Source organism: Spirosoma pomorum (genome assembly GCF_054776615.1).
Map to the genome: position 1 here is coordinate 369,069 of NZ_BAAHBP010000027.1, position 11,434 is coordinate 380,502.

Sequence of the window (11,434 nt, forward strand, 5' to 3'; positions counted from 1 at the left end):
TTTAGGTTGCTTATTTGTCAAATATCGGTTTTTTGTGTGGTTGATAGTCGATAGCATGAGTTAATATTTGGAAAAAACAAAGGGCCCCCCGATCGGAGCCCCCTTTGTTTTACTGTAATCGCTTTATCTAGTTAGGTTTGACGAATATGGCCGGATCAACGGTTTGATTGAAGGTTACGTTTGCCAGTTTTGCGGTAATAGCCCCTGGCAAGCTGGGCATCGTGACCTCGCTGACATAAGGGACACTGATCCCGTCAACGACTTTGTAGTCAGAATAGGTAGAGGTTGTTTCGACCTGTCTCCCCTGCGTGCTGACGCTACCCTTACTCCCGAGCAACTGGTACGTAGTAGCATCGATGTAGTAATTAAAGATGCCTTCGGGGCGACTTACTTTCAGAGCAAACGCATCTTTACCTTTGTATTTTTCCTTGCCTGTCAGTTCATACGGAAATTTATTGTCTTTCAGATAGGCCAAGTGAAAGATGCTGGGTTCGGTCGCGCTCTTAGCCGATTTCAGGGCATCAACGGGTAAATCCTGTGCGTTGCCCCCCTGCATTGGATTGATTATCCAGCCCTTGTCACCATCAATCACATTCGTGATCTGCTGACCCATTACCGATACGTCGTTACGTACCGACTTGCCTACGATATAGACTGTTTTGGACGTTAGCTCCATTCCCTGAACAGACATGGTCTGGTCGTACTGCATTGTTTTAACAGCGGCAATTTTATCTGCTCCGCCAATGGCTGCTACGTGTTTGCTAATAATTTCATCGGCTGACTGGGCAAACGTCAACACCGGCAGGACCATCATCGCCAGGAGCGTAATGAATTGATTTTTCATAAAAAGTTAGGTCAAAACCGGGTTAAAGGTAACGAATTTGCGACCATCCGTGGCTTATTAAAAGCTGCTGGTAGCGCCCAATGAGTAAGGAACAGGACTCAAACCCGTTTGGATGGCAGACTGGTGTTTTTTACCTTCATCCGCGTAAACGCTTAACCAACATTTTTTCATGTCGACGGCAACCCGTGTAAAATTGTCCATTATGATGTTTCTCCAGTTTTTTGTCTGGGGAGCCTGGTATGGACAAGTAACAAAATACCTAGAGACACAACTCCATGCCACAGGTGTACAGCAGGGGGCTGCTTTTGCCACCTTTTCCATTGCTATGCTTGGCGCTCCCTTTTTCGTGGGCATGATTGCCGACCGTTATTTTGCGGCCCAGAAAGTTCTGGGCGTGCTCAACTTGCTGGGAGCAGCTATTCTGTACTATCTTATTCAAGTCAATGATGCCGATCAGTTTTTTTGGGTGTTGCTGGTTTACTGCCTGACATTTGCCCCAACGCTGGCCTTGACCACGTCGATTGCCATGCAACAGATGGCTGTACCCGAAAAAGAGTTTCCTAGTGTACGGGTGTTAGGGACCGTATCCTGGATTATCGTAACGAACATCATTGGCTACTACGGCTTTGGTGACAAAGTGACGATTTTTCAACTATCGATGTATTCAGCAGTTGTCCTAGGAATTTTCTCGTTTTTCCTGCCAAATACGCCCCCTAAAGCCACGACTGCTACGTCATTCTCGCAAATTCTTGGCCTGGACGCATTCCAATTATTTAAGGACCGATCGTTCTCGATTTTCTTTCTATCGTCGGTTCTTATTTGTATTCCGCTGTCGTTCTATTATGCCATGGCAAACCCCTCGCTAACGGCCGGAGGGATGCAGAACGTAGAAAATAAAATGTCACTCGGGCAGGCCTCTGAAGTGATTTTTATGCTCTTGATTCCACTTGCCTATACACGTCTGGGTGTCAAGAAAATGCTCATCGTGGGTCTGGTCGCCTGGATCATTCGGTTTATCGGGTTTGGTTACGGCGACGGTGGTTCTGGCGAGTGGATGTTGTATCTGGCCATTGTTCTGCATGGAGTTTGTTACGATTTCTTTTTTGTAACAGGCCAGATTTATACAGACAACAAGGCGGGCGAGAAAATAAAATCATCGGCACAGGGCCTGATCTCGTTCGCTACATATGGTATTGGCATGGGTATCGGTTCATACCTTTCTGGTATCGTAAAAGACCTGTTTAAAACCGGGGATAGTGTCAACTGGACCAATTTCTGGCTGGTTCCGGCGGGCATTACCGTTGTGGTGCTCATCATTTTCGTGCTGCTGTTTACCGACAACAAGAAGCCTGTACCATCGGAGGGTGAATTGGTAACTGGGCCTTTGTAAGACATCAAAAATGAGAAAGGGGCGGCAAGTTTTAGTCTTATCCGCCCCTTTTTTAGTTTTGTCTGTATGGAAAAGAAACGCCGAATTACGTTCTATACGGATATAAACGGTCCACATAAGGACCAGGTGATAATGACTAGGGTTATCAGCGTTCACCATCAGTTAGACTACACCGCCTGTCGAAAACGAGCCCGACCATTTGTTTATAAAGGCGGTCAGACAATCTGTTTTTCTTCACACCAATGACCTGTGAGAAACAAAAATTCCGGCCCGTTCGTCGGACTATATATTTAAATCATCTTGTCAGTCATAACGAGATTATTGACGAAGTAAAAAGCAGGGTGGTTCACTGAACCGACTCCTGTTATGGTTTTTATGCAGCTTATTTCATACAACATAAATGGTATCCGGGCGGCTATCCGCAACGGCCTGATCGACTGGCTTAGTACGCAGAATTTCGACATTCTTTGTTTTCAGGAAGTAAAAGCAACTCACGATCTCGTTGATCTGAAGCCGTTTGAAGCGTTAGGGTACCGCTATCACTGGCATGCCGCTGAGAAGAAAGGCTACTCAGGCGTGGCTACGTTCTCCAAGCAAGTGCCGACGAATGTCGTACTCGGTTGTGGTTTACGCGTGTACGATTGCGAGGGGCGGATCTTACGCACCGATTTTGACGACCTAACGTTGCTGAACTGCTACTTTCCTTCGGGTACTACGGGTGAGATACGGCAGGGTATCAAGATGGAGTTCCTGCGTGATTTTTTCAATTACGTAGCTGAACTACGAAAAACCCGGTCGAAGGTGATCGTTGTCGGCGATTATAATATTGCGCACAATGCCATCGACATTCATGATCCCGTACGGAATAAAAATACGACCGGTTTCCTGCCCAGCGAACGGGCCTGGATGGACCAGTGGTTTGCCAGTGGCATGACTGATGCCTTTCGGTATAAACACCCTAACGATGTAGCCTACAGTTGGTGGAGTTACCGGGCGGGAGCCCGAAGCGGAAATAAAGGCTGGCGTATCGATTACGCATCGGTCACGGATAACCTGCGTGATCAGATCATTGACTGCCGAATGCTCCCCGACGCCGTGCACGCTGACCACTGCCCGGTGTGGTTATCAATGAGTGAATGAGTGAATTTTGAATGATTGAGTAAGTCCAATTATTCAAAATTCACTCATTCGAAATTCTATCATTGATTATGTATTACCTCATCTATAAGCCGTATCTGATGCTCTCTCAATTTTCGAAGGAGGGCGACAAGCCGACGCTGGCGGATCTGGAATTTGATTTTCCATCGGATGTGTATCCCGTCGGTCGGCTCGATGCGGATAGTGAAGGGCTGTTGTTGCTCACCAGTGATAAGCAACTCAATCACCGTCTGCTAAATCCCAAATTCCGGCACAACCGAACGTATTACGTCCAGGTTGATGGCGCGCTGACGACCGAAGCCTGCCAGCAATTGTCTGACGGGGTTACAATATCCGTCGATGGCGAGAAGTACGATACCTTACCCGCTACGGCTCAGCCTCTCGACGAGCCAAGTCTGCCAGATCGTAATCCGCCCATTCGGTATCGCGCTAACATTCCTACATCCTGGTTGGCTATTTCGCTGCACGAAGGTAAAAACCGGCAGGTACGTAAAATGACAGCGGCCGTCGGTTTTCCAACGCTCAGGCTGGTTCGCTGGGCCATTGAAGGGCTAACGGCACAGGGTATGCAACCCGGTGATGTTCGGGAACTAAGCCGGGCAGACATTATGCGTGGCTTGCGGCTGTAGCTTATAACGCTCCACTTGTTCAGAGGACGCCTTCATCGGCAAAGCTGTAATAAGCTTTGTCGGTAAAAATGAGATGATCCAGAACGGGAATGTCCAGCAGGCGTCCGGCGTCTTTAAGTTTTTTGGTCAGATCTTTGTCCGCCTGCGATGGCGTCAGATTACCTGAAGGGTGATTGTGCAGCAGAATCATTGATGATGCCAGGTGTTCAATCGCCTGCTTGAAGATAATCTTTGGGTCGGCTACCGTCCCCGACACGCCACCAGCGCTGATATGTACGGGACGTAACACTTCGTTGGCCCGGTTCATGAGCAAAATCCAGAACTCCTCGTGGGGCTTATCGATCAGGTGCGGAATCATTTCGTTATACGCATCGCGGGAGCAGGTAATCCGGGCGCGAACCGGACGGTCTTGTTCCTTGCGTCGGCGGCCTAGTTCGAGTGCGGCTACGATGCTGATGGCTTTGGCCTCGCCAATACCCCGAAATTTCGACAAATCTTTGATGCTCAGCCGAGCCAGCTCATTAAGATTATTATTAACGCTTTTAAGAATGATCTTGGCTACGTCAACGGCTGTGAGGTCGACGGTACCGGAGTTAATCAGAATAGCGATTAATTCCGCTTCGGAAAGAGCGGCCTTTCCTTTTAACATAAGCTTTTCGCGAGGGCGGTCTTCTTCGGCCCAGCTCTGAATCGTGCCGGAGGTTACGTAGGTCATGGAAACGAGGTAGTTACGGTAGAATCTCGTTTCCAAAATGCACAAAAAAACCTTACCCGCAAAAAAGGTAAGGTTTCTGAAAAACAAGTCCGTACAGGACAGAACAAAAACGCAGTAGCTTACGCCTGAGCAGCTGGTTTCAGGTTGTTCACAAAACGAGCCAGCTTCGATTTGTTATTCGATGCTTTGTTTTTGTGAATGATGTTACGTTTTGCCAGTTTGTCCAGGGCCGACGAAACCGATTTAAACAGCTCAACAGCCATTGCGTGATCGGTCGTGGTGCGTAGTTTTTTTACCATGTTCCGGGTAGTTACGTGTTGGTAACGGTTCAACAGCCGTTTCTTCGCACTCGACCGGATTGCTTTTTTTGCTGACTTATGATTTGCCATCGATATGTAATAATAAAATCGTTATCGCGATATGAGGGCGCAAAAATAAGAAATTCGGGTAGAAGAACCAAAAGGTCTACCCGAATTTCTTATTGACGCTCCTCTTTTACTGGCGAATATCAGCGTTGATTGTCAACGTATTCGCCCAGGTTGCCTTATTGTCAGCCAGGAACTGCTTATAGATAGCGCTGTTTTCGAAACGCTTAATATCCTCTTCGCTCTGGAAGGTAAGGTAATGCACTACGTCATAGTCGGCGGTCGACTGATTCGGCATAATGGTGCGTCCCGATTTATAACCGATGATCTGTGGCACCTCATGCTTCAGCATCGCAAAATCACTCATTTGCTGCTCAACCGCTTTATTATCAATACCATTTTTGTATTTGATGCATACAATCTGCTGTTTTTGCGCCTTTCTTGCTGGTGAATAAGCGCCGTAAACGGTTAAGGCAAATGCACCGAGTAACATAATAATTAAGGTGTACCCTTTCACTTTGGCATTCATAATTAGCTTATTTTCTATTAAGTCAAAATTAAATTCTGAAAACAAGTAGCTTTGAAATATAATAATTAAATTAATTATAGATAAAGTACCATGTTTTTACAAAAGTACAACAGATTTATTCTGATTACTGCCCTTTCAATAATTAATTGTCATTGTTTTGCTAAGGATAGTACGCCACTGGATAAGCCTGGTAAGCCGGTATGGGGGTTCTACGCGCATCAGCAGATTAACCGGCTGGCCGTCTTTACGTTGCCGCCCGACATGATGCCGTTTTTTAAGAAGTATATCGGCTTTCTGACCGACAATGCGGTCAATCCAGATAAACGCCGGTATGCCGTTGTTGGCGAAGCGCCCCGACACTTTATCGACCTGGATGCTTACGCAGATACCAGCGTGGCATCGTTACCCCGGTATCATAAAGAAGCCATTAACCAATACGGCGAGGATACTCTGGCGCTGCACGGTATCGTTCCCTGGCAGATTCAATTAACGAAATACCAACTGACCGAAGCGTTCCGGCAACGTAATGTGCGTCGGATTCTGCGCTTAGCCGCTGACCTGGGCCATTATATTGCCGACGCGAACGTACCGCTGCATACAACCCGTAATTACAACGGTCAGCTAACAAATCAGCAGGGAATCCACGGCTTTTGGGAATCCCGACTGCCGGAGCTGTTCAGTACCGACTACGACGTACTGACTGGGCAGGCAGAATACATCTACTCATCCCAGAGAGCGGCCTGGCGGGCGGTCTTCAATGCGCACGTTGCTCTCGACTCGGTACTGCGATTTGAGCAAGAGTTAACGACGACGATGGGAGAGGCCCGGAAGTACGGATTCGAGGAACGTAACGGGCAAACGACAAAAGTGTACTCGGCGGATTTCGCGCGTCAATACCACGAGCGGTTGCAGGGGCAGGTAGCCCGGCAGATGCGGGCGTCGATCAAGATGATCGGTGATTTCTGGTATACCTGCTGGGTTGATGCCGGACAACCCGACATGCGGGCGCTCGCGAAATATGAACTGACCGAAACGGAACAAACGGCGGAAGCTGAGGAGAAAAAGGGCTGGCTACAGCGTCTATTTTCGGCGCGAGAAGAAGGAAATTAAAAAGATGAGCCACGAGTGATGTCGCTCGGGGCTCAGCTTTCAGTAAAAAAGGAATGAATTATACGGTCAGCTTTTTCATATATTCCGCATCATTTTTCATGCTGATCATCACCTCTTGTGGATATTCTTCCTGCTCAACGATGAAATATTTGATGCCGCTGTCCATGGCGGTACGTAACGTCTTCTTGAAATCGACGGCTCCTTTGCCCAAGTCGTTCTGAACGGGTTTGCCGTTTTCCTTCGTGTAATCTTTGATGTGGCACAGTTCGTACCGTTTACCGTATTTTTTCAGGTGAGCTACGGTATCGACGCCCGCTACGTCAATCCAGCAAAGGTCCAGCTCGAACATAACGTTCTTGGGGTCGGTGTTCGCCAGCAGATATTCCTGCGGTAGTTTGCCGTCGAGAGGTTTGAATGAGTAGTCGTGGTTGTGGTAACCGAACTTCAGCCCTGACTTACGTACTTGCTCGCCGGCTTTGTTGAAGTCGTCGGCAATTTTCTTCCAGTCGTCAAACGACTTCTGTGGTCCAATGTACGGGCAAAGGAGATAGGACAGACCGGCTTCGCTGGCCATATCGATGCTTTTCTGCAAGCCGCCCGGTTCGTCGAAATGCTTCCGGAAGTTAAAGTGCGTACTAATCATCTTAACGCCCAGATCGTTCAGGAACGACTTGCTGTCCTTCGGCGTCATGCCCCACAGGAAGCCCTGTGGCCCTTCATAGCTCTCAAATTGTTTGTAACCCATCTGCGCCAGTTGAGTCATGATGCCTTTAGGGTCCTTGGGCAATACATCACGGACGCTATACAACTGAACACCGAATGGATCAATGGTTTTGGCCAGAGGGCGGGCCAGCAAGTCAGTTTGGCTAAGGGTAAACGCACCAGCGGCCACCAGGCCAGACTGTTTCAGGAAATTACGTCGTTGCATGAGTAAAAGGTTTCTTTCATTTAGAAACGCAAAGTACAGCGGGTTCTACGTAAATCAAACGGTGTTTTTTCGGGGTGGGGTTCTTTGCCGCATTTCGGACGTATCTTTGCCCACTTTTCCGAATACCAATGACATTCACGAAAATTTTCCTGCAAGCTGGTCGTGATGAAGCCGTTCGCCGGTTCCATCCCTGGGTATTTTCGCGGGCAATCGGTCGCTACGAGGGGAACCCCCGCGATGGCGATGTAGTAGAAGTATATGATCGAAAGGGCACTTATCTGGCTACGGGGCATTACCACGATGGGAGTATTGCTATCCGGATCTTCTCGTTCGCGGCCACCGCTGGTGGTCGTGTGATACCCGATGTTGCCTACTGGACCCAGAAACTGAGCCGTATCCGTAGCATCCGGCAGGCCATTGTAACCGGTGATACCAACTGTTATCGACTCGTTCATGGTGAAGGCGACGGCTGTACCGGACTGATCATCGATATGTATAACGGCGTTGCCGTTTTCCAGGCGCATTCCATCGGTATGCACCGCGAGCGGGAACTGGTAGCCGAAGCACTAAAAAATGTTTATGGTGACGAACTAAAAGCGGTATATGACAAGAGTGCCGAAACGCTTCCCGATGAGTACGGCGCAACGGTAATCAACGGCTATCTCTACGGCGTGGTGCCTGTACCGCACCCCGTGAAGGAGAACGGTAATACGTTCATGATCGACTGGATTGCCGGTCAGAAAACGGGTTTCTTTCTCGATCAACGCGACAACCGGGATCTGCTGGCGAAGTACGCACACGGGAAAAAGGTCCTGAATGCCTTCTGTTATTCAGGCGGGTTTTCGGTCTACGCACTCAACGCCGGAGCCAGTCTGGTCCATTCCGTCGACGTGTCTCAGAAAGCCATCGACCTGACCGATCAGAACGTAGCGGCTAACTTCGGCGAGGATCGTACTGAGCACGAAGCCTTCGCCGACGATGTCATGCATTACCTGAAAAACCATGACCGCCAGTATGACGTTGTTGTTCTGGACCCTCCCGCTTATGCCAAGAGCCTGTCGGCGCGGCACCGGGCTGTACAGGGCTACAAACGCCTGAATACAGAGGGATTGCGTCGGGTAGCGAAAGGAGGCATCCTGTTTACGTTCTCCTGTTCGCAGGTCGTAGATCGGGAGTTGTTTTACAATACGATCGTAGCGGCAGCGATTGAAGCTGGTCGGCAGGTACGGGTGCTGCATCACCTGAGCCAGCCCGCCGACCACCCCGTCAGTTTATTCCATCCCGAAGGCGGTTACCTGAAAGGGCTGGTTCTTTGGGTGGAATAATGAAGAGGACAACGAACAAAAATTGTAAATAAGACCGGCAGAATGGCTGCAGGTAGACACTGGGCTCCTTTTTACTACTAGTTTCTCCATTGTTCCGTTTTTCCGCTAATTTTGGGCCTTACACAGACGCCCAAATCTGTTTTTTGTATAACCCGACATATTCATAGCTACAGATGGCTGAATTAATTCGAATGCCCAAGATGAGCGACACCATGACCGAAGGGGTCATTGCGGAGTGGCACAAAAAAGTGGGCGACAAAGTAAAATCCGGCGACGTACTGGCCGAGGTCGAAACCGACAAAGCAACGATGGACCTGGAGTCGTATGAAGAAGGTACGCTGCTCTACATCGGGGTTGAAAAAGGGGCATCCGTACCCGTAGACGGCGTTCTGGCCGTTGTGGGCGAAGAGGGTGAAGACTACAAATCGTTACTCGACGGAGGTAGCCAGGAAGCACCGAAAGAAGAGCCAAAAGCGGCTTCGAACGGGGAGGCTCCGGCGCCTAGCGGAGACCTGAAGCCCGGCGAAGTCAATACGAAGCTACCGGATAAGGATGCTGTTTCAGCAGCCCTGCCTGAAGATGTCAACGCGACCATGATTCGGATGCCGAAGATGAGCGATACCATGACCGAGGGTACGATCGTTGCGTGGCACAAGAAAGAAGGCGATACCGTAAAATCAGGTGATGTGCTGGCCGAAGTCGAAACCGACAAAGCCACGATGGATCTGGAAGCTTACGAAGAAGGTACACTGCTGTACATTGGTGTAAAAGAAGGTTCGTCGGTAGCCGTTGATGATGTCATCGCGGTCATCGGTGAGAAAGGAGCTAACTTCAAAGTTCTGCTCGAAGGAGGTAGCAGCAGCGGTGGCAACGGTAGCTCAGCACCTGCTCCGTCGACGAGTGGTAGCGAAACGGCTGAGCAGAACCCACAGGCTAACCTGCCCGCCAATGCTGACAGTGATCTGTCGTATGGTGGTGGCGAAGGCGAAAACAACGCTGATGCATCGTCGAATGGTCGGGTTAAAGCCTCTCCGCTGGCAAAACGCATTGCCGAAGAGAAAGGCATTAATCTAGGTCAGGTAAAAGGCACGGGTCCTGAAGGACGTATCGTGAAGAATGACGTCGAGTCGTTCAAACCTGGTACGGCTGCTGCTCCTGCAGCTAAACCAGCTCCGCAAGCCGCACCAGCGCCACAGCCGGCTGCTGAACAGAAATCGGCTCCTGCCCCAAGCCCAGCACCCCAAGCGCAGGCAACCTCCGTTGGGGGCGAATACGAGGATTTTCCGGTCACGCAGATGCGCAAAACCATCGCGCGTCGCCTGAGCGAAAGTCTGTTTACGGCTCCGCATTTCTACCTGACCATGGAAATCAACATGGACAAGGCAACCGAACTGCGCGGTACGGTCAATGGCATCAGCCCGGTGAAGATTTCGTTCAACGATTTCGTGATCAAAGCGGTAGCCGTAGCGCTGAAGCAACATCCGAACGTGAACTCGTCGTGGTTAGGCGACAAGATCCGGAAGTACAAATACGTCAACGTTGGTGTAGCGGTAGCGGTCGACGAAGGTCTGTTGGTACCTGTCATTCGTAACGCCGATCAGAAAACGCTGTCAACCATCTCTGGCGAAGTAAAAGACCTGGCTGGCAAAGCGAAAGATAAAAAACTGCAACCGAAAGATTGGGAGGGCAGTACGTTCTCGATCTCGAACCTGGGTATGTTCGGTATCGAAGAATTTACCGCGATCATCAACCCACCCGATTCCTGCATCCTGGCCATCGGCGCAATCAAGCAGTCGGTGAAATTCGAGGATGGTGAAGCGAAGCCAACAAATGTTATGAAAGTAACCCTGTCCTGCGACCACCGCGTGGTTGATGGAGCAACGGGAGCCGCTTTCCTGCAGACGGTGAAGCAACTGCTCGAAGATCCAATGCGGATGTTGGTTTAAAAGAGGAGAAAGCAGAAAAGGAGAAGGGAACAAGGAAATGAAGTGCTTAGCTTCTTTCTCCTTGTTCCCTTCTCCTTTTCTGCTTTAGAAAAACTTACAACGCGGCTGGTTCCAGAGCAGCTTGTAGTTTTTGTTCCAGTACGTTCTTAGGAACAGCACCGATTACTTTATCGATAAGCTGACCGTTTTTGAACACCATCAGCGTTGGAATGCTACGGATACCAAATTTAGCGGGTACCTGAGCGTTTTGGTCAACGTCCATTTTAGCTACAACCGCTTTGTCTTTGTACTCGCCAGCGAGTTGTTCGACAACTGGTCCGATCATCTTACAAGGACCGCACCACTCGGCCCAGAAGTCTACCAGAACAGGTTTATCAGAATTGATGAGTTGCTCGAAATTAGCGTCAGTTGCTTCGACGGCATTTGATCCTGCTGCCATGAGTGACATGAGTTTATTGGTTGAACTTGTTTCTCCCTCATAAACCCGATAGCTGT

The 11,434-nt window shown here is 49.4% G+C and carries 12 protein-coding genes; 6 read left to right on the top strand and 6 right to left on the bottom strand.

Features of this window, described 5'->3' with window-relative positions:
* Positions 1-127: 127 nt before the first annotated feature.
* Positions 128-844: a LolA-like protein gene (locus tag ACYVAD_RS17000; RefSeq protein ID WP_461140703.1), complete on the bottom strand. Its 717-nt coding sequence runs from the start codon at positions 842-844 to the stop codon at positions 128-130.
* Between the two features lie 169 nt (positions 845-1,013).
* On the opposite strand from ACYVAD_RS17000, the gene ACYVAD_RS17005 reads away from it, so the two are divergent.
* From ACYVAD_RS17005 to ACYVAD_RS17015, 3 genes are all read left to right on the top strand, one after another.
* Positions 1,014-2,234 carry an MFS transporter gene (locus ACYVAD_RS17005; RefSeq protein WP_461140704.1) on the top strand — a complete coding sequence of 407 codons (1,221 nt, stop codon included), beginning with the start codon at positions 1,014-1,016 and terminating at the stop codon, positions 2,232-2,234.
* 375 nt (positions 2,235-2,609) lie between these two features.
* The gene (locus ACYVAD_RS17010) at positions 2,610-3,374 is read left to right on the top strand and encodes an exodeoxyribonuclease III (RefSeq protein ID WP_461140705.1); all 765 of its coding nucleotides are present in this window, start codon (positions 2,610-2,612) and stop codon (positions 3,372-3,374) included.
* A 68-nt stretch (positions 3,375-3,442) separates the two neighbouring features.
* Positions 3,443-4,021: a pseudouridine synthase gene (locus ACYVAD_RS17015; protein ID WP_461140706.1), complete on the top strand. Its 579-nt coding sequence runs from the start codon at positions 3,443-3,445 to the stop codon at positions 4,019-4,021.
* 19 nt (positions 4,022-4,040) lie between these two features.
* On the opposite strand, the gene radC is transcribed toward ACYVAD_RS17015, so the two are convergent.
* The 3 genes from radC to ACYVAD_RS17030 form a co-directional block, all read right to left on the bottom strand.
* Positions 4,041-4,736, bottom strand: coding sequence for a RadC family protein (gene radC, locus ACYVAD_RS17020; protein WP_461140707.1), 696 nt, complete (start codon positions 4,734-4,736; stop codon positions 4,041-4,043).
* 119 nt (positions 4,737-4,855) lie between these two features.
* Positions 4,856-5,125: a 30S ribosomal protein S20 gene (gene rpsT / locus ACYVAD_RS17025; RefSeq protein ID WP_461140708.1), complete on the bottom strand. Its 270-nt coding sequence runs from the start codon at positions 5,123-5,125 to the stop codon at positions 4,856-4,858.
* Between the two features lie 106 nt (positions 5,126-5,231).
* On the bottom strand, positions 5,232-5,630 hold the full coding sequence (locus tag ACYVAD_RS17030; protein ID WP_461140709.1) for a Dabb family protein: 399 nt from the start codon (positions 5,628-5,630) through the stop codon (positions 5,232-5,234).
* 90 nt (positions 5,631-5,720) lie between these two features.
* Between ACYVAD_RS17030 and ACYVAD_RS17035 the strand changes: the two genes are divergently transcribed.
* A complete protein-coding gene (locus ACYVAD_RS17035) occupies positions 5,721-6,740 on the top strand; it encodes a zinc dependent phospholipase C family protein (RefSeq protein ID WP_461140710.1) in 1,020 nt (339 codons plus the stop codon).
* A 58-nt stretch (positions 6,741-6,798) separates the two neighbouring features.
* Here ACYVAD_RS17035 and ACYVAD_RS17040 read toward each other — a convergent pair whose 3' ends face one another.
* Positions 6,799-7,668, bottom strand: coding sequence for a sugar phosphate isomerase/epimerase family protein (locus ACYVAD_RS17040; RefSeq protein ID WP_461140711.1), 870 nt, complete (start codon positions 7,666-7,668; stop codon positions 6,799-6,801).
* A 128-nt stretch (positions 7,669-7,796) separates the two neighbouring features.
* On the opposite strand from ACYVAD_RS17040, the gene ACYVAD_RS17045 reads away from it, so the two are divergent.
* Positions 7,797-8,993 (top strand): class I SAM-dependent rRNA methyltransferase, encoded by a 1,197-nt coding sequence (locus ACYVAD_RS17045; protein ID WP_461140712.1) that lies wholly within the window; start codon positions 7,797-7,799, stop codon positions 8,991-8,993.
* Positions 8,994-9,166: 173 nt separating this feature from the next.
* Positions 9,167-10,939 (top strand): pyruvate dehydrogenase complex dihydrolipoamide acetyltransferase, encoded by a 1,773-nt coding sequence (locus ACYVAD_RS17050; RefSeq protein ID WP_461140713.1) that lies wholly within the window; start codon positions 9,167-9,169, stop codon positions 10,937-10,939.
* A 94-nt stretch (positions 10,940-11,033) separates the two neighbouring features.
* Here ACYVAD_RS17050 and trxA read toward each other — a convergent pair whose 3' ends face one another.
* Positions 11,034-11,378, bottom strand: coding sequence for a thioredoxin (trxA, locus tag ACYVAD_RS17055; protein WP_461140714.1), 345 nt, complete (start codon positions 11,376-11,378; stop codon positions 11,034-11,036).
* Positions 11,379-11,434: the final 56 nt, after the last annotated feature.

What these genes read in the sequence shown, in the direction of transcription:
- ACYVAD_RS17000 (WP_461140703.1), bottom strand. Translation starts at nt 844, where the DNA reads ATGAAAAATCAATTCATTACGCTCCTGGCGATGATGGTCCTGCCGGTG.
- ACYVAD_RS17005 (WP_461140704.1), top strand. Translation starts at nt 1,014, where the DNA reads ATGTCGACGGCAACCCGTGTAAAATTGTCCATTATGATGTTTCTCCAG.
- ACYVAD_RS17010 (WP_461140705.1), top strand. Translation starts at nt 2,610, where the DNA reads ATGCAGCTTATTTCATACAACATAAATGGTATCCGGGCGGCTATCCGC.
- ACYVAD_RS17015 (WP_461140706.1), top strand. Translation starts at nt 3,443, where the DNA reads ATGTATTACCTCATCTATAAGCCGTATCTGATGCTCTCTCAATTTTCG.
- radC (WP_461140707.1), bottom strand. Translation starts at nt 4,736, where the DNA reads ATGACCTACGTAACCTCCGGCACGATTCAGAGCTGGGCCGAAGAAGAC.
- rpsT (WP_461140708.1), bottom strand. Translation starts at nt 5,125, where the DNA reads ATGGCAAATCATAAGTCAGCAAAAAAAGCAATCCGGTCGAGTGCGAAG.
- ACYVAD_RS17030 (WP_461140709.1), bottom strand. Translation starts at nt 5,630, where the DNA reads ATGAATGCCAAAGTGAAAGGGTACACCTTAATTATTATGTTACTCGGT.
- ACYVAD_RS17035 (WP_461140710.1), top strand. Translation starts at nt 5,721, where the DNA reads ATGTTTTTACAAAAGTACAACAGATTTATTCTGATTACTGCCCTTTCA.
- ACYVAD_RS17040 (WP_461140711.1), bottom strand. Translation starts at nt 7,668, where the DNA reads ATGCAACGACGTAATTTCCTGAAACAGTCTGGCCTGGTGGCCGCTGGT.
- ACYVAD_RS17045 (WP_461140712.1), top strand. Translation starts at nt 7,797, where the DNA reads ATGACATTCACGAAAATTTTCCTGCAAGCTGGTCGTGATGAAGCCGTT.
- ACYVAD_RS17050 (WP_461140713.1), top strand. Translation starts at nt 9,167, where the DNA reads ATGGCTGAATTAATTCGAATGCCCAAGATGAGCGACACCATGACCGAA.
- trxA (WP_461140714.1), bottom strand. Translation starts at nt 11,378, where the DNA reads ATGGCAGCAGGATCAAATGCCGTCGAAGCAACTGACGCTAATTTCGAG.